Here is an 18,197-nt window from a genome sequence, read left to right on the forward strand (position 1 = left end):
ATGAGCAAGCAACCGTCACATCTCGAAATCCATAACGCCACGCGTGGCGTCGCTGCGGGCCTGCACTGGGTCCGCAACGAACTCAACGAGAACCTCCAGCACGCGAGCCAGCTGGTCGAGCTGCACTCCGAGAACCGCAAGGATCCGGGGTCGCTCAACAAGGCGCTGCACCATCTTCACGAGGTCCGCGGCGCGGCGGTGCTGATCCAGGCCTACGGCCTGGCGCTGCTCGCCGAGGAAATGAAGCAGACGGTGCAGGACCTGGGCAGCGGCATGCTCCAGGAAGCCGATCCGGCGTACTCCGCCGTCGTCGGCGCCTGCGTGCAGGCGACCGACTATCTCGACGTCCTGCAGAGCGGCCACAGCGACAGCGCGCTGGTTCTGCAGCCGATCGTCAACGAATTGCGGCTCGCGCGCGGCAAGAGCCTGCTGACCGAGGACGATCTGTTCGTCGCGCAGTTCCGCGTGCTCGGCCTGCACCTGGACCGCACGTCAGGCGGCCGCAGTGATGCGGATTCGCAGACCGAAGCCGGGCGCCTGCATCCGGTATTCGCGGCGTCGCTGCTGTCGTGGTTCAAGGACCAGGACAGCGTGCAGGCTTTGTCGCGGATCGGACGCATCGCCGAAATCCTGGCCGACGCGTCACGCGAACGCGCGCTGCACCAGTTGTGGCGCACCGCTGCGGCCTGTGTCGAGGCGCTGCTGTCGCGAGCGCTGGACGACACGCTGGAGCTCAAGCGCCAGTTCGGTCGTGCCGGCCAGTTGATGAAGATCCTCGCCGAGATCGGTGAGGCCGGAGCCGTGAAGCAGATGAGCGACGTGTCGCTCCGGCTGCTGTTCTACGCGGGCCGCTCGAGCTGCACCGGGCCGCGCGTCTCCGCGCTGCGCCGCGCCCTCCAGCTGGACACATGGCTGCCCAGCCTCGAAGTCGTGCAGGCTTGCCGTGCGCGGCTGCGCGGCGCCAGCACCGGCCTGCTCGTGCGCGTCGCCGAAGAGCTGCGCTCGGACCTCGCCGAGGTTCGCGACAGCATCGACGTCGCCTTGCGTGCGGGCGCATCGCGCCAGGAATTCGAAAGCACCGCGCAGCTGCTCAAGCGGGTGGCCGACACGCTGCTCGTGCTGGGCCTGTCCGCCGAAAGCCAGGCTCTGGCGCAGCCGGTCGAAACCTTGCACGACGCGGGTGAGTCCGATCCGGCGGCGTGGATGGAGTTCGCCACCGCCGTACTGCAGGTGGATCTGTCGCTCGAGGCGGCGTTGTATCGACAGCTGCAGCCCACTCCCATCCTCGCGGATGCGCAGGACAAGCCTCCTGTCCTGGATCTGCGCGAAGGCACCGCTGCGCTGTTGCGCGAATCCCTGGTCAACCTGGCGCGGGTCAAGGCCTATGTCGAGGCCTACATCAAGACCGATGATGTCTTCGGTCTGCCGGACGCGGCGCGGATGCTCGACGAGATCGCGGCGGGTTTCCGGATGCTCTCGATGGAGCGGGCCGAGGAGCTGGTCCTCGACGTCCTGAAGTTCGTGCAGTCCACCGATTTCCCGCAGGTCCGGGAAAGCAACACCTCGGCCGGGCGCTTCGCCGACGCGATCGCCGCCGTCGAGTACTACATCGAGATGCGGCGCGACGGATTGCCCGGGTCCGATGGCGTGCTCGAGAAACTCGGCAAGACCATCGCTCAGCTGCGCACGCCGCCGATCCTGCTCAAGGCAGTACAAGCGGTCGAGGCTCCGCCGGAGTCCGAAGTAGCGGATGAGAGCGCGACTGCGGCGCCGTCCGTCGCGGATGACGCCGTGCCGTTCGAGCTGGCCATCGTCGAGTACAAGGCGCTGGCCCAGGGCAGCGCGCCGGCGCCCGAACCGCCAGCGCCGATCGTCACCCCCGAATTCCATCTGATCGGCGAGCCGCTGCCGGAACCCCAGGAAGCCGCGCCGGTGCAGACTGCCGAGCCGGTCCCCGCGGACGCCGCGCAATCGCCGGCCGTGGCCGCACAGGCACCAGTGGCGAAGCTCGCGCTGGCCGACGTCGACCCCGAGATCCGCGAGGTCTTCATCGAGGAGGCCGAGGAAGTCCTGCAGACCCTTCAGCGCGCGTTGCCGCGCTGGCTGCGTCATCCGGACGAGCGAGACGTTCTGGGCACGATCCGGCGAGCGTTCCACACCCTCAAGGGCAGTGGACGCATGGTCGGTGCGGTGGATATCGGCGAGCTGTCGTGGGCAATCGAGAGCATGCTCAATCGCTGCCTCGACCGAACGATCGTGCAGTCGCAAGCGGTGCGGGACGTGGTGCGCGAGACCGTGGTTCTGGTGCCCGCGATGATCGCTGCGTTCCGCGACAACATGTCGCCACCGCAGCAGGCCACCCGGCTTGCGGAGCAGGCGCGTCGGCTCGCGGCTGGAAATGAGGCGGAACAGGAAACCGATCTGATCTCGGTTTTCCGCAGCGACGCCACGGTGCGGCTGCAGATGATTTCGCGCTGGCTCGAGGATCAGGATCGCAGCATCGGTGAATACGGAATTCCCGAGCCCGTCGTGCGCGCGTTCCATACCTTGCGGGGCGCGGCGATGGCCATCGGCGCCAAGCCGATCGGGGAGCTCTCCGGCAGCCTCGAGGCCTATCTCGACGTGCTGCATCGCTCGCACATGCCGCTCAACGCGGTCGGCTTCGCGCTGATCGGCGACTGCTGCAACGTGCTGGGTCAGTGGATCAAGCGTCTGGGCGACGACAACGCGAGCAGCATCGACGCCAGACCCTGGCTCGACCGGGTGGAGGCGATCCGTGCGGGCGCCGATAGCGAGTCGGGCGAAACCGACGAAGACCATCAGCTCGCCGAGGTGTTCGCCTTCGAGGCGCTGGATCTGGTTCAGCGGTTCGAGTCCGACCTGCGGGCCTGGGCCAAATCGCCGCAGTCTCCGGGCTACGTGCATTCGCTGAAGACCACGATCCACACGCTCAAGGGCGCTGCCGGCATGGCGCACTGCGCGCCGATCGCCGCGGTTGCCCAGGCGCTGAATCTGCGGCTGGCCTCGATGAGCGACATGCCGGCGCCGAGCGAATCGTTCTTCGCCGTGATGGGGCAGATCGTCGAAGGGCTCTACACGCAGCTCGACCAGTATCGCGACGGCAAACTGGGCGGCGATGGCTCCGAGTGGCTGTCGATCATGTCGTCGCTCGACGGTGCCACGCCGATGCCCGAGGGCGGACCGGCCGGTCCGGGGCCGTCTGGCTTCGCGCCGGCGCCCACCAGCGCCGAGCCCGATCGCGAACTCGTCGAGATCTTCCTGCAGGAAGGCGAGGAACTGGTCGACGAGATCGAGCGCGCGTCCGACGCGATCGCGGCCAGACCCGACGATCCCGTCCTGCTGGGCGCCTGGCTGCGCGCGTTGCACACGCTCAAGGGCAGTGCACGTGTCGCCGGCATGGACAGCATCGGCGAAGTCGCTCACCGGCTGGAGACCGCGACCGAACTGGCGCGTGACTCGGACGAGGCAGGTCGCGAACGTTTCCGTGCGCGGCTGCGCGTCGCCGTCGATGGCTTGCAGGAACTGGTCGACGAAGCGCGGCGCGGAGAGAGCGGCGCGGCCGCCCGCATCCTGGCGCGTTTCGAGGAAGTGGGTGCGACGCCCGCGGTTGTGCAGCAGCCTTCCGGTGATGGCTTCGAGCTCATCGAGCTGTCCGAAGCCGACCTGCCGGCGGTCGACACGCCGGTCAACGTACCTGCCGCAGGATCACTCGAGGAATTCGAGGCTGCCTGGGAGGCGGCGTCGGGATCGGATGTGCCGCTACCGGTCACCGAACCCGAAGAGTTCATCGCCGGGCCGATCGATCAGGAACTCGTCGCGATCTTCCTGCCCGAGGCGGGAGAGCTGCTGGAGTCCCTCGGAAACCTGCTGGGCCAGTGGCGCGATCAGCCCCACGACCTGCAGTTCCCGCGCGCGATGCAGCGCGACCTGCACACGTTCAAGGGCGGCGCGCGCATGGCCGGTCTCACGGCCCTGGGCGATGCCGCGCACGATCTCGAGAGCCGTCTGGATCAACTCGAGCGTGAAGGCCTGCAGGTCCAGTCGTGGGCGCTGGACGACATCGCGACCGGCATCGACAAGCTGTACCGGCTGCGCGACATGTCCGCGAGAACCGAAGAGCCCGTTCGCGAGATGCCGGGCGAGTTCCACAATGCGTTCGTCGCGGAGAATTTTCCCGAGCCCGTGCAGGAGCGGTTCGCGCCGATCCAGCCCGAGCCCTTCGTGTCGCAGGTCGTCGACGCTGGTTTCCCGTTCGAGCCGGTCCTGGCACCGCTCGAGCCGGTCGCCGAAATCGAGCTGCAGCCCATGGCTGCTGCCGAGCCGGTCGAGCCCGCACAGGTCGAGGAGGTCCCGGCGGCGGTCGATACGCACAGTGACTGGAATCCGGAACTCTTCTGGAAGCCCGAGGAGGCGGCCGCGGCATCCGAGGCACGCCGCGAAGCGGTCCGCGTTCCGGTGGAACGTCTGGACACCATGCTCAACCAGGCGGGCGAGATCTCGATCTATCGCTCGCGCCTGGAAGAAAACCACGCGACGCTCGGCAGCTCGCTGGCCGAAATGGCGCAGACGATCACGCGCGTTCGCGAGCAGCTTCGCCTGATGGAAGTGGAGACCGAGGCGCAGATCGCCGCGCGCGGCTTCTCGCGCGGAGACGACGACCACCGCTACGACTCCTCGCAGTTCGACGCGCTGGAGATGGACCGCTACTCGCGCATGCAGGAGCTGTCGCGCGCACTGGCGGAATCGGTGTCGGACATGAGTTCGCTGCATGCCTCGCTCGATACCTCGAGCACCGAGGCCGAAGGCCTGCTGATCCAGCAGGGCCGCATCAACACCGAGGTCCAGCAGGCGCTGATGGGCACGCTGATGGTGCCTTTCTCGCGCCAGGTTCAGCGCCTGTCGCGCGTCGTGCGCCAGACCGCCGAGCAGAACGGCAAGCGCGCCCGCACCGAGTTCGACGGCGCCGAAAGCGAGCTGGACCGCAACGTCCTCGAGCGCATGACCGCGCCGCTGGAACACCTGCTGCGCAACTGCGTCGTCCACGGCATCGAAGATGCGGACGCCCGCCAGGCGGTGGGCAAGGACCCCGAGGGCGTCGTGCGGGTCTCGCTCAAGCGCGAGGGTTCGCAGCTTCTGATCGAGGTCCGGGACGACGGTCGTGGCCTGGATTTCGAGGCCATCCGCGCGCAGGCGGTCAAGCGCGGTCTGATGCGCACCGACGCCCAGGTTTCCAACGACGACCTGGCGCGCTTCGTCTTCGCGGCCGGCTTTTCGACTGCGCGCACGCTCACGCAGGACGCCGGTCGCGGCATCGGAATGGATGTCGTCGCCGCGGAAGTCAAACAGCTCGGCGGCACCGTCGACATCGCATCGGAAACCGGCAGGGGCGTGCGCTTCCGCATCCGCTTGCCGCTGATGCTGGCGGTGTCGCAGGCCCTGGTCGTGCAGGTGGGCGACGAGTTGTTCGCGATCCCGCTGGGCGCGGTCGAGGGCATCGCGCGTACGCCGCGCGAGGGGTTGGCCGACATGATGAAGGAGGGTGGAAAGTCCCTCGAGTACGGCGGCAACCAGTACCAGGTGCGCCGGCTCGGCGAACTGGTGGGCCTGCCCGCCCCGACACGCATCGATTCACGCACCGTTCCGGCCATCCTGATGCGCCTGGGCGATGGCCTGGGCGGAGTCGAACGCCGCGTCGCCGTCGTGGCGGAACGCCTGATCGGCAACCGCGAGATCGTGACCAAGCCGGCCGGGCCGATGCTCGGCTCGGTCGCCGGTGTCTCCGGCGCGACGATCCTGGCCGACGGTCGCGTGATGCTGATCGTCGACATCCCGGCGCTGATCGGTGAAGCCACCCGTCGACGGCTCGGCGACGAGGCGGCCTCGGCTCCGATCGCGGCGCCGGAAGCGCATCGCCTGATCATGGTGGTGGATGACTCCATCACGATCCGTCGCGTCACCGAGCGGCTGCTCACGCGCAAGGGTTATCGCGTGATCACCATCAAGGACGGCCTCGACGCGATGGCGTCCCTGCAGACGGAAACGCCCGACGCGGTGCTGCTGGACATCGAGATGCCGCGCGCCGACGGATTCGAGGTCGCCGCATTCATTCGCAATACGCCCCGCATCGCGCGCCTGCCGATCATCATGATCACGTCGCGATCCGGCGATAAGCACCGCGAACACGCGCGCAGCCTGGGCGTGAACCGGTACCTGATCAAGCCTTACCAGGAGGACCAGCTGCTCGCCGAACTGCGCGCGCTGCTGGCTGCCGAAGAGGCGGAGACCGCATGAACCCGCGCGCAGCGATATCCGTCTTTGCACCTCGCGTGGGCGCATGCGCGCTCCCCCGTTCATGCGTCTTGCCCGCTGACGAAACCAGGCGGGGTGACGCATGAACGAAGCGCTCTATGCGGTGATGATCCAGATCACCGGGGATTTCCTGCTGCTGCCCAACGCAGCCGTGTCCGAAGTGACCGCGCTCGATCGCTTCGAGCCGGCCGCCGCGGACGCGCCGGCCTGGCTGGCGGGCTGGCACGCGACGGCCGAACGGCGCATCCCGGTGCTCTCGTTCGAAGCCCTGAGCGGCCATCCTCGACCGGAGGTGGTGAAGCGTTCGCGCATCGTCATCGTCAATCCGATCGGGCGGCGTGTCGGCGGCGGCGGTTTTGCGCTGCTGGCCCAGGGCCACCCGCACCTGATCTCGATCAACCGCGGAACCATCAATCCGGTCAATCTTTTGCCGACCGATCACGACGATCTCGTGCTGTCGCGTGTGCGCATGGCCGGGCAGGAGTCGGTGATTCCGGACCTCGAGCAGATCGAGGCGAGATTGGCGGGTCTGGCCTGAGGATCCCGACCGGCCGGGCCCGGCGCCAGGCGGGCCAATCGCGGACGCGACCGGCTGGCACTACAATCTGCGCCCCCCGGCCGTCGCTTCACTATTCACCATGACCTTCGTCGTCACCGAAAACTGCATCAAGTGCAAGTACACCGACTGCGTTGAAGTGTGCCCGGTGGATTGTTTCCACGAAGGCCCGAATTTCCTGGTGATCGACCCCGAGGAGTGCATCGACTGCACGTTGTGCGAACCGGAGTGCCCGGCCAACGCGATCGTCGCAGAAGACGACTTGAAGGCCGAACATGCGCACTTCAAGCCGCTGAACGCGGAATTGGCGAAGGCTTGGCCGGTCATCACCGAGCGCAAGGACGCCCCGGAAGGCGCCAAGGATTGGGACGGCAAGCCGGACAAGCTGAAGCTGCTGGAACGCTGACCCGCGGCCATGCGGATCCCGGACAGCGGAATTCGCAATGAACGAAGCGGACCCGCCTGACGCCGCGTTTCGAAGTCCGCATTCCGAAGTCGTCCTGACGTCAACCGACCGTCTCGCGCGCCAGCGCCGCGAAGACGCGAATCTCGCCCGCTCCCGCGCGGGCGCACAGGTCTGGGAAGCCCCGCAGATCGCCAGCTTCTCGCGCTGGCTCACCGAATCCTGGACCGCCAGCTGGCCTGACGCGCAGCTCCTGAGCAGCACGCAGGAACTGGTTCTGTGGCGCGAGGCCGTGGAACGCGACGAGGCCGGTGCCCAGTTGCTGGCGCCTCTGGCCGCCGCGCGCGAGGCGCGCCGCGCCGACCAGATCGTGCGGCGGCACGCGATCGATCTCGATACCGCGCCAGCCTGGCAGGACGAGCATCACGCCTTCCGGCGCTGGCGGCAGCACGTGTTGCGGCGCATGCGCCAGAACCAGTGGCTGACCGGTGGCGATCTGGCGGCCCAGGTCGCGGGACTGATCACCAGAGGGGACATCGCGGTGCCCGATGCGATCCGGCTCGCGGGTTTCGTCAATGCGCTGCCGCCCTCCGAACAGCGTGTGCTCGATGTGCTGGCCGCCCGCGGCACGCGGATCGAATTCGAGGCGCCGCCGGCGTTGTCGCCGCAGGTGATCCGGCAGTCGCTGCCGGACCAGGAAACCCAGTGGCGGCACGTCGTTCACGACATCCGCGAGCGCCTGCGCCGTGTCGGCGACGCGATGCCGCCACGCATCCTCATCGCGTTGCCGGACCCGGAATCTCAGCGGGAACTCGGCGAGTCGACGTTGCGTGACCTGCTCGCGCCCTGGGCGGCCGGCGGCGAAGGAGCCTTGCCCTGGCGCTGGGAGCGCGGGCGCAGGCTCGCGCAGACGCCGCAGCTCGACATCCTGCTGGCCTTGCTGCAGCTCAAGGTCGACGACAACACGCCCGAACTGATCAGCCGCGTGCTGCTCTCGACCAGCCTGTGGACCGAGAGCGAACGTGCGCAGACCGCGCGCGCCGACCTGCAGCTGAGGCACAAGGGCTGGCCGCGCATTCGTCTTGCACGCGTGATCGCGCTGCTGCCACCGACGCTCGCGCTGCGCTTCACGGCGCTGGCGGAGCGCCTGTCGGCGCTGCCGTCGCGCGCGCTGCCCAGCGAATGGGCCCAGGGCTTTCGCGAACTCGTCGAGACGCTCGGCTGGCCTGGCGCGGATGCGCTGGACTCGCAGACCTACCAGGCCGTGCGCGCCGGGCGCGGACTGTTCGACCGTCTGGGCACGCTCGACGCGCAGCTCGGCCGCGTGCCGCTGTCGAGCGCGCGAGACTGGCTGTCGGAGCTGGCGCGCGGCAGCACGTTCGCACCGCGCGTCGAATACGCGCAGCCGGTGCTGATCACGTCGCTTGACGAGGCCGCGGCGCTGGCCTGCGACGTGCTGTACGTGCTCGACGCAACCGCCGCGCAGGTGCCTTCGCTGGCCCGGCCCACGCCGTTCCTGCCGCTGGAGGTGCAGCGCCTCGCGGGTGTCGCCGAGGCGTCTCCGGAGACCTGGCTGGCGCGTACGCAGGCGCAGGCCGCGCGACTGCTCCAGGGCTGCGCGAGCGAGGTGATCGTGTGCATGCCGGGCGTCGATTCGCGCGGCGCGATGCTGCAGCCCTCGAGCCTGTTTGGCGCGCCGCAGGATTGGGTGCGCGCGACGCCCGAGCGCAGCGTCAGTGCGCTCGAACGTTCGCTGCCCGAAGACCGGCCCGCGCTCGAATGGCCGGAGGCCGACGAGGTGCCGCCCGTCGATGCCGCCGAACAGGCCGCGCTGCGCCCGGCGAGCGCCTTGTTCCGCGCCTGGTTCGAATCCCCGTTCTTCGCGTTCTGCTGCTACCGGCTCGGCATCGAGTCCTTGCCGCAGCCCGGGCACGGCCTCGATGCGCGGGTGCAGGGCATGCTCGTGCACGCGGCATTGGACGAGCTGTGGGGCACGCTGCGCGACAGCGCGGGTCTTGCCGCCATCGACGACGCGGCGCTGTCGGTGCGTATTGCGCGGGCGCTGGATGCGAGCCTGCCGCGGCTGCTGCCCGCCACCGAGTACGGCGCGGTGACGCGCGAACTCGAACGCGCGCGAGCGCACGACGTGATCCAGCAGTGGCTGCGTCACGAGCGCGAGCGCATCGATCCTTTCCACGTGGAGATGCGCGAGGTCGGCGCCGAGCCCACGGTCGCAGGCCTGAAGCTGCGCCTGCGGCTGGATCGCGTGGATCGCGTGGAAACGCCGCTCGGCGAGCGCTGGCTGGTGATCGACTACAAGACCGGTCGCGACGCCGATCCGAAGGGCTGGCGCGCCGAGCGCCCGCTGGAGCCGCAGCTGCCGCTGTATGCGAGTCACGCGGCGACCGCTGCCGCCGGCATCCCGCAGGTCGACGGCATCTGCTTCGCGCACGTGAAGGACGGTCATCCGGCGCTGGTGGCGCAGACGAGCTGGCGCAAGAAGCTGCGCGAGGAGCCAGCCGCCGATCTGCAGGGAGAATGGAGCGGCCGGCTCGATCAGTGGCGCTACGCGATGGAGATGGCCGCGCTTGGTTTTCTGTCCGGCGAAGCCTGGATCGATCCGAAGACCAACGAGCGATCCGCGTACGCCGACCTGCTCGTGCTGTCGGGCCTGAGTCCTGACGAGGCGGACGGCGCATGAGCGTAGGAGTGCTGCCCGATGCCGACGATCGCGCCGCCGCGCTCGATCTGTCCGTCCACGCGCTGGTGATGGCCCCCGCGGGCTCGGGCAAGACCGGCCTGCTGGTGCATCGCCTGCTGTGCGCGCTCGCGGTCGTCGAGGCGCCCGAGCAGGTCGTCGCGATCACGTTCACGAACAAGGCGGCCGCCGAGATCCGCGCACGCGTTCTCGAAGTCCTGCGTGCTGCGGCGCGCGAGCAGGCCACCGACGATCCGCACGAGCGGGCGCTGCACGAGACCGCGCGCGCCGTGCTGGCACGCGACGCCGAGTTGAACTGGCAATTGCTGGCACAGCCGGCACGGCTGAACGCGCTGACGATCGATGCGTTCTGCGCGCAGATCGGTGCACAACTGCCGCTGCTGTCCGGCCTGGGTGGCGGCATCGGCATCGCGGAGGACGCGCGCAGCCTCTATCTCGACGCGATCTCGCGGCTGTTCGAGGAGATCGAGGATGCCTCGGTGCCGGTGGAGGATCGCGACGCGCTGGCGCGCATCCTGCGCCTGAGCGGCAATCGCATCGACCGGCTGATCGAGCCGCTGTCGTCGCTGCTCGCGCGACGCGAACAATGGATGCACGCCGCCGCCGCGCGCGACCACGATTGGGAAGCGCAGGACGCGCTGGCACTGGCCGCGCTGATCGAACCCGCGGTACGCGACTTCGAGGATAGTCTCGATGCCGTCCAGCGCACGGCGCTCGTCGATCTGCTGCGCGAAGGCGCCGGCCAGAGTCCGCTGCTGGCCTGGGCCGCGGAGCTGCAGGGATGGCCGGGTATCGAGGGGGCGGAATTCGCGCTGCTGCGGCGCCTCGCCGACGTGCTGCTGACCAAGAGCGGCGAGCGCGACCTGCGCAAGCCCAAGGGCGTGAACGTCAGCGGCGGCTTCGTCGCCAAGCAGCCCTACACGTTGGCCTTCAAGGCGCTGCTCGAATCGCAGGAAGGCAACGAGGCGCTGGTGCGCGCCGCGCGTGCGGTCTGCGTGCTGCCCGACACCGAGCTGCCGGCCGAACTGCGGGAGCTGCGTGCTGCCTGGTTGCGCGTGCTGCGACGACTGGCGGCGCATCTGCGGCTGAGTTTCGCCGAGGCGCAGCAGGCGGATTTCCCGCAGCTCGCGCAGTCGGCGCTGCAGGCCCTGCGCCCCGCGGGTGGCATCGGCGACGCCTTGCTGTCGGCCGACCGTCGCATCCGGCACCTGCTCGTCGACGAGATGCAGGACACCAGCGATACGCAGTTACGCCTGCTCGAAAGCCTCACCGCGGCATGGACCCAAGGTGACGGGCGCTCGCTGTTCCTCGTCGGCGATCCGCAGCAGTCGATCTACGCGTTCCGCAAGGCCGAGGTGCGTCTGTTCCTGCGGCTGTGGGAAGAGCGGCGGCTTGGAACGCTGCCGCTTCGGCGCCTGCGGCTGAGTGCGAACTTCCGCTCGCAGCCGGCCGTCGTCGAGTGGTTCAACGATGCCTTCACGCGCATCTTCCCGCGTGCGTCCGACCTGCTGCGCGGTGCGGTGCCGTTCGCTTCCAGCGTCGCGCTGCGACGTGCCGAGGGCGAGGGCGGCGTGCACGTCGAGGTCTGCGACAGCGCCGAGCGCGAAGCCGAGGCCGCGGCCGGCGAAGCCGCGCGGCGCATCGCGCCGGATCGCAGCGTGGTCGTGCTCGCGCGCACGCGGCGGCATCTGGAGCCGGTGATCCGCGCGCTGCGCGCACGGGGCCTGACGCCGGCCTGCCAGGACATCGACCCGCTCGGCGCCTTGCCCGAGGTGCGCGACCTGTTCGCGCTGGCCCGCGCGCTGTGGCATCCGGAAGACCGGCTCGCCTGGGCCGTGCTGCTGCGCGCGCCCTTCGTGGGCCTGAGCTGGGCCCAGCTCGTCGATCTTTCGCGCGGCCGCAACGAGCTGTCGTGGCCACAGCGGATCGAGGCGGCGCTGGAGCATTCGACGCTCGACGACGATGGCCTGCGGCGGCTGCAGGCACTCCAGCAGGCGCTCGATGCGAGTGCCGCCAACCGCTCGTTGCGCGCCGAACTGGCGGATCGTGTCGAGGCGGTGTGGACGGCGCTGGGTGGACCGGCGTGCTGCACGCGTTCGGCGCTCGACGACGTGCGGCAGGCGCTGCGTGCGCTGCGCGAAGAGACGCGCGGCGGCGGCATCCGCGATCTGGATCGCCTCGAACGCCGCCTGGGCGAGCTCTACGCCGCGCCGCGCGAAGGCCAGGTCCAGTTGATGACGGTGCACAAGGCCAAGGGGCTGGAGTTCGATCACGTACTGCTCGTCGGCGTGAACCGCGGCGCGCGCGGCGAGGATCAGCCGGCGCTGCACCTGCTCGAACTGGCGGACACCGCGCTGCTGGTGCCCAGGCCCGACGAGGCCTGGCCCGAGGATCACGCGGCGCATCGCGCCTTCGACCTGCTGCACGATCTGCACACGCAGTCGCGCCGCAACGAGGCACTGCGCCTGCTCTACGTCGCCGTCACGCGCGCGCGCCGCACGGCCACGCTCTACGTTTCCGCGGAGCGCGATGGGCTGACCGGCGCGGCAAAGCTGAAGTCGAATTCGTTCGCGGGCGCGCTGGAGCCAGTGATCCGCGAGCTGGTCGATCGGGCGGCGACGCAGCCAGCGCCCGTATCTCCTGCGCCGAGCGGGCAAGCGCCCACGTTGCTGCCGCCGCGCGCGCCGCGGCTTCCAGTCGGCGCGCGTCTTGTGTTCGACGAGGACCTGTACCGGCCCGCGGAGATCCGCACGTTGCGGCCGAGCGAGGCCGTGCTCACCGCGCAGGAAGAACCGGAGGCGCGGCGCGACGAGGGCGACCTGTACGCGCAGCTCGTCGGCACGCTGTACCACGAGGCGATGCAACGGATCGCAGGCGAGGGACTCGATGCCTGGGCCGATGCCGGCGCGTCGCGTCGCGCCTCGATGGCGGCCGGCCTGCGTCGTCGCGGCATGCCCGAGCCGCTGGTCGAACCGGCCGTGTCAAGAGTCAGCGATCTGCTCGCGCGCACGCTGGCCTCGGAGCGGGGACGCTGGCTGGTCTCGCCAAAATCCTGGGCCCGCTCCGAATTTCCGCTCGCCGGCCTGCGTGACGGTCGCTGGATTTCCGCGGTGATCGATCGCTGCTTCGAGGACGAGGACGGCGGTCTGTGGGTGATCGACTACAAGACCAGCGCGCAGTCGATCGCGGTCGATCAACGCGAGGCCTACATCGCGGCCGGCACCGAGCATTACCGCGGCCAGATCGAACAGTACGTCGGCCTGCTCGGGACGCTGCGGGCGGGCCGGAAAGTGCGCGGCGCGCTGTATTTTGTCGAAGCCGACCGGCTGGTCGAGATCCCGGCGTAGCCCGGGTGAAACCCGGGATCATTCTGCTTCGTCGCGCGAAGACTCCCGGGTTTCACCCGCGCTACGACGTCCTCAGCCCGGCGGTTTCGCGCCGGGCCCCGCGATCTCCATCGCCTTGCGATAGGCCGGACGCGCGTTGAGTCGCTCGACGTAGGCGCGCACGTTCGGCAGGTCATCCACCGCACGGCCGCCGAACAGCGGCAGCGACGTGAACGTGAACGCGGCCATGACGTCCGCGCAGGTGAACTCCGGGCCGGCGAGGTAGGGCGAGTTGGCGAGGCGCTGGTCGGCGAAGTGGTAGCTGCGATCCTCGCGCCGGTTCAGCAGCGTGTCCCACAGCGCGCTGTCGCCTTCGGTGCGACCACCCAGCGCCCGCTTGGCGAAGAACAGTCCCATGATGTTGTTGTTGAAGTGCATCCAGTACAGGTAGTCCGTGTAGTTCGGCTGGTCCGGACTCACCGTGAAGCGGCCGCCGCCGTAGCGATGGCAGAGGTATTCCACGATCACCGCCGACTCCGTCAGCGTCTTGTCGCCGTCCTGGATCACCGGTGCCGTCGCGGTGGGATGCAGCGCCAGCAGTTCGGGCGGAGCGAGGCGATTGGGCATGCGGTGATGCCACTTGAGCTCGTAGGGAAGGCCGAGCTCTTCCATCAGCCACACGATGCGGTCGGACTGGGATACGCCCAGGTGGTGAATGACGATCATGTGCAGCTCCTCGTGGGTGGTCGTGCGGGCACGCCGCAATCTACCGATCCTGGCGCGCAGCCGCCAAAGAGGGCGCTCCCTAGGGTTTGTGCGGCGTCGCCAAGTATTCCTGCGTCTGCATTTCGGTCAGCCGCGAACGCGTGCGCCGGAATTCGAACTGCAGCTTGTTGCCGGTGTAGAGATCTTCCGGCGCCACGTCGGCCGCCAGCAGCAGCTTCACGCCGCGATCGTAGAACTCGTCCACCAGGTTGATGAAGCGGCGCGCCGGATCTTCGCGCTCGTAGGTGAGCTGTGGAATGCGCGAGATCAGGATGGTGTGATGTTCGCGCGCCAGCTCGATGTAGTCGGCGGCGGCGCGCGGGCCTTCGCACAGCTCGGCGAAATCGAACCAGGCGACGCCATCGGCGAGACGCCGCACCTTCAGCTTGCGGCCGTGGATTTCCAGCTCGACGTTCGGCTGGCCGGGTTCGGGTGCAATGTCCTTGAACGCGATCTCGAACTTCTCGTCGGCCCGCGCGCCGTTCGGCCAGTGGTAGAGCTCGGCGCGCGTCAGCGCACGCAGGCGGTAATCGACGCCGCCGTCCACGTTCAGGACGTCGACGTTGGACTTGAGCATCTCGATGGCGGGCAGGAAGTTCGCGCGCTGCAGGCCGTTGCGATACAGCTCGTCGGGCGCGCAGTTGCTGGTCGCCACCAGGGTCACGCCCTGCGCGAACAGGTGCTGGAACAGGCGGCCGAGGATCATCGCGTCGGCAATGTCGGAGACGTAGAACTCGTCGAAGCAGACGACGCGCACCTTCTCGGCGAGTTCCGCCGCGACCAGCTTCAGCGGGTCCTGCTCGTCGGGGAATTTCCGGCGGCGCTCGTGCACGTCGAGCATGAAGCGATGGAAGTGCGTGCGCAGCTTGTACTCGAACGGCAGCGCCTCGAAGAAGGCGTCCATCAGGTGGGTCTTGCCGCGGCCGACGCCGCCCCACAGGTACAGGCCGTCGACGTCGGGCCAGCGCAGGCGGCGCCCCAGGAAGCGCTTCTTCGGCGGATTGGCGAGCAGCTTTTCGTAGACGCGCTGCAGCGCATCCACGGCGGCGGCCTGCGCCGCATCCGGCACGAAGCCGGGCTCGGCCAGGTCGGCAAGATAGCGATCGCGCGGCGACATCGGGCTCTCGCTCATGCCTCGGCCTCGGCCAGCACGGCGGTTCTCGCTGCGACGTCCGGCTCGCCGCAGACCCGCAGCACGGCGTCCCGGGCGGCGTCCCGCAACTGCAGCGCGTCAGGCGACGCCGGGATCGGCGGGAGGATGTCGATGTCGACGCGGCTCCAGTGCGGAAGGCGGCTGTGGCCACCGTACAGGCGGCGCGTTCCCCGGATCCCGACCGGCAGCACCGGGACGCCGGCGCGCGCGGCGATCAGGAACGCGCCTTTCTTGAACGACAGCAGGCCGGGATCGGGTTCGAAGGTGCCCTCGGCGAAGATCGCCAGCGACGCTCCTTCCTCGACCCGCCGGATCAGCGCACGCGTCTGCGCGGCGCCCTCGCGCGCGGAGTTGCGGTTCACGAACGTCACGCCCATGCGCCGCAGCACGTAGCCGACGTAGGGCCACTCGGCGGCGCCGTCCTGGACGACGAACGTGAAATTTGCGGGCAGCGCCGAGGTCAGCACGATGCCGTCGATGTAGCTGGCGTGGTTGGCGACGGCGATGCACGGCGTGGCGGGCACCCGGTCGCGCCCGCTGACCTGCAGCGGCACGCCGATGCACAGCAGCGACAGGCGAACCCCGTGGCGGCCGAACCAGCGGCGGATCGGGAGCGTCGGACCGAGGATCACGAGCGGGCTGACGACGCCCAGGATCGCCACGGCGAATATCAACGAGGCCACGGCGCCGTAGAGCCGGTCGAGCAGGCGAACGAGGATCAAAAGGGGAGCGTGAGCGAGAATTTCAGCGCCTATTATGGAAGACATGATCGAAGAACCCAGCACTGGCGGCCTGCTGTTTGCGCCGCAGCCCACCGCCGAGGACCTGGCCGGCATCGACCGCGTGCTGGATGCGCTCTGGATCGAGCGCGGGGCGTCGAAGAACACGATCGACGGCTATCGCTCGGACCTGTCGCTGCTGGCGCGTTGGCTGGCCCCTCGCGGCATCGAGCTGGCTCTAGCGCGCGAGGACGATCTGAAGGACTACCTCGTGGCGCGCGGCAGGGCGCATGCGCTGGCCATGGCGGCGACGGGGCCGAAGCGGGGCCGGCTCGCCGGGCCGCGCTTTTCGGCGGGCTCCCAGGCGCGGCTGCTGTCCGCGTTGCGGCGCTATTACCGGTTCCTGGTCCGCGACGGCGCCCGTCCGGACGACCCGACGGCGCGCATGCACTCGCCCAAGCTGCCGCGCGCCCTGCCCAAGTACCTGGAGATGAAGCAGGTCGACCAGCTGCTGGAGGCGCCGGACCTGGGGACTGCGCTGGGTCTGCGTGACCGCGCGATGCTGGAGGTGATGTACGCCAGCGGCCTGCGGGTCAGCGAACTGGTGGGACTACGGCATCACCAGGTGCAGATCGAGCGCGGCTTGGTGCAGGTGGTCGGCAAGGGCGGCAAGGAGCGCGTGGTGCCGATGGGCGAGCCTGCCTGCGACTGGATCCGCGAATACCTGCGCCGTGCGCGCCCCGAACTGGCCGACAAGCACCGCAGCGACGATGTCTTCATCACGGCGCGCGGGGCGGCGATGACGCGCAACAACTTCTGGCAGATCATCAAGCGCTATGCGGGCATGGCCGGGATCACGACGGCGCTGTCGCCGCACACGCTGCGCCACGCCTTCGCCACCCATCTGCTCGAGCACGGCGCCGACCTGCGCGTCGTTCAGACCCTGCTGGGGCACAGCGACCTGTCGACGACGCAGATCTACACCCACGTGACGCGGACCCGACTGCGCGACCTGCACGCCAGGCACCATCCGCGCGGGTGAGCGGCCGGGCAGGTGGAGTCAGGACCCGGATGCGGCGCCGGGGGACGCGCGTCAGGCGTTGGGAATGCCCAGGTACGCCAGGACCACGATCAGCAATACCCCCACCAGCATGCGGCCACAGACGACGAAGAGGGAGCGCTTGGCCATGCGGGCTGTCCGGGTGAGGCCTGGGCGGTCGGCTCGACCCGGATACGGGACGTTTGCGGCTGCCTGGGTCGACGGCAGGATTCTGGGTGGCGATGAAGGAACGAACAAGGCGATCCGATGGTCCCCTTGTGCACGGCGTCACAGCCCGTAGCGGGTTTCCTTCCCCTTACAATGACCGCTGATCAACAGGTCCTCTTCCATGCAGAAGCTACTGATTCCGATGCTCCTCGCCGTCATGGCGCTCGCGGGCTGCGCTCCGCCGCTGGAAGAGGGAGCCAAGACGTCCGCCTCGACGGGCACGGGCGCCACGCCCACGTCGGTGCAGCCGGCCGATCCGAACGACATGGAAGCGCTGCGCCAGCTCGTCTCGGCGCGCCTGAAGGGCACACCGGTGGATGCCGTGCGTCCCACGCCGCTGCCGGGCATCTACGAGGTGCAGTCCGGCCTGAATTTCGGCTACGTGACGCTCGACGGGCGTTACCTGATCGAGGGTGACCTGAACGACATGACGACCGGTCGCAGCCTGACGGAAGACACGCGTCGCACGGCCCGCATGGCACTGGTCAACCAGTTCTCCGACGACCAGTCGATCGTCTACGCGCCCGAAGGCGTCCCGGCGAAGTACACGGTGACGGTCTTCACCGACATCGACTGCGGGTACTGCCGCAAGCTGCATCAGCACATCGCCGAGTACAACGCGGACGGCATCGCGGTGCGCTACCTGTTCTTCCCGCGCTCGGGTCCCGATACGCCGTCGTACTTCAAGGCCGAGAAGGTGTGGTGCGCGGCGGATCGCAAGGCGGCGCTCACGCAGGCCAAGCTGGGTAGCGGCTACGAGGGCGACGCCGGCTGCCAGAACCCGGTGATGGATCATCTGAAGCTGGCGAGCCAGCTCGGTCTGCGCGGCACGCCGGCGATCGTCCTGCCGGATGGCCAGCTCATCCCCGGCTACCAGACGCCGGACGAACTGCTGAAGGCGCTCGCGCGACAAGACGCCTCACGCCCGAGCTGATCCGCCCGGCAACGTAGCCCGGACG

At 69.1% G+C, this 18,197-nt stretch carries 10 protein-coding genes; 7 read left to right on the forward strand and 3 right to left on the reverse strand.

Annotation, left to right across the window (positions count from 1 at the left end):
* From DFR24_RS20445 to DFR24_RS20465, 5 genes are all read left to right on the forward strand, one after another.
* Positions 1 to 6,312: a hybrid sensor histidine kinase/response regulator gene (locus tag DFR24_RS20445; protein WP_133883301.1), complete on the forward strand. Its 6,312-nt coding sequence runs from the start codon at positions 1 to 3 to the stop codon at positions 6,310 to 6,312.
* A gap of 100 nt (positions 6,313 to 6,412) precedes the next feature.
* Positions 6,413 to 6,868 carry a chemotaxis protein CheW gene (locus DFR24_RS20450; RefSeq protein ID WP_133883302.1) on the forward strand — a complete coding sequence of 152 codons (456 nt, stop codon included), beginning with the start codon at positions 6,413 to 6,415 and terminating at the stop codon, positions 6,866 to 6,868.
* A gap of 100 nt (positions 6,869 to 6,968) precedes the next feature.
* Positions 6,969 to 7,292 (forward strand): ferredoxin FdxA, encoded by a 324-nt coding sequence (gene fdxA / locus DFR24_RS20455; RefSeq protein ID WP_133883303.1) that lies wholly within the window; start codon positions 6,969 to 6,971, stop codon positions 7,290 to 7,292.
* Between the two features lie 37 nt (positions 7,293 to 7,329).
* Positions 7,330 to 9,990: a PD-(D/E)XK nuclease family protein gene (locus tag DFR24_RS20460; protein WP_133883304.1), complete on the forward strand. Its 2,661-nt coding sequence runs from the start codon at positions 7,330 to 7,332 to the stop codon at positions 9,988 to 9,990.
* Positions 9,987 to 13,355, forward strand: a complete 3,369-nt coding sequence (locus DFR24_RS20465) for a UvrD-helicase domain-containing protein (RefSeq protein WP_133883305.1) — start codon at positions 9,987 to 9,989, stop codon at positions 13,353 to 13,355. The genes DFR24_RS20460 and DFR24_RS20465 overlap by 4 nt, the downstream gene beginning before the upstream one ends.
* Before the next feature lie 72 nt (positions 13,356 to 13,427).
* Here the strand turns inward: DFR24_RS20465 and DFR24_RS20470 are convergent, their stop codons facing one another.
* The 3 genes from DFR24_RS20470 to DFR24_RS20480 all read right to left on the reverse strand — a co-directional run bounded on the left by DFR24_RS20470 (position 13,428) and on the right by DFR24_RS20480 (position 15,974).
* On the reverse strand, positions 13,428 to 14,060 hold the full coding sequence (locus DFR24_RS20470) for a glutathione S-transferase family protein (RefSeq protein ID WP_133883306.1): 633 nt from the start codon (positions 14,058 to 14,060) through the stop codon (positions 13,428 to 13,430).
* Between the two features lie 79 nt (positions 14,061 to 14,139).
* Positions 14,140 to 15,216 (reverse strand): cell division protein ZapE, encoded by a 1,077-nt coding sequence (gene zapE / locus DFR24_RS20475; RefSeq protein WP_162851369.1) that lies wholly within the window; start codon positions 15,214 to 15,216, stop codon positions 14,140 to 14,142.
* 11 nt (positions 15,217 to 15,227) lie between these two features.
* Complete coding sequence (locus DFR24_RS20480; RefSeq protein ID WP_162851347.1) at positions 15,228 to 15,974, reverse strand: lysophospholipid acyltransferase family protein; 747 nt, start codon at positions 15,972 to 15,974, stop codon at positions 15,228 to 15,230.
* A 43-nt stretch (positions 15,975 to 16,017) separates the two neighbouring features.
* On the opposite strand from DFR24_RS20480, the gene xerD reads away from it, so the two are divergent.
* Together xerD and DFR24_RS20490 are read left to right on the forward strand one after the other, a co-directional pair.
* Positions 16,018 to 17,013, forward strand: coding sequence for a site-specific tyrosine recombinase XerD (gene xerD, locus DFR24_RS20485; RefSeq protein ID WP_133883309.1), 996 nt, complete (start codon positions 16,018 to 16,020; stop codon positions 17,011 to 17,013).
* A 346-nt stretch (positions 17,014 to 17,359) separates the two neighbouring features.
* Entirely contained in the window at positions 17,360 to 18,172 is an 813-nt protein-coding gene (locus DFR24_RS20490) for a DsbC family protein (RefSeq protein ID WP_133883310.1), read from the forward strand.
* Positions 18,173 to 18,197: the final 25 nt, after the last annotated feature.

The sequence above is a fragment of the Panacagrimonas perspica genome (genome assembly GCF_004364935.1).
Classification (GTDB): Bacteria; Pseudomonadota; Gammaproteobacteria; order Nevskiales; family Nevskiaceae; genus Panacagrimonas; species Panacagrimonas perspica.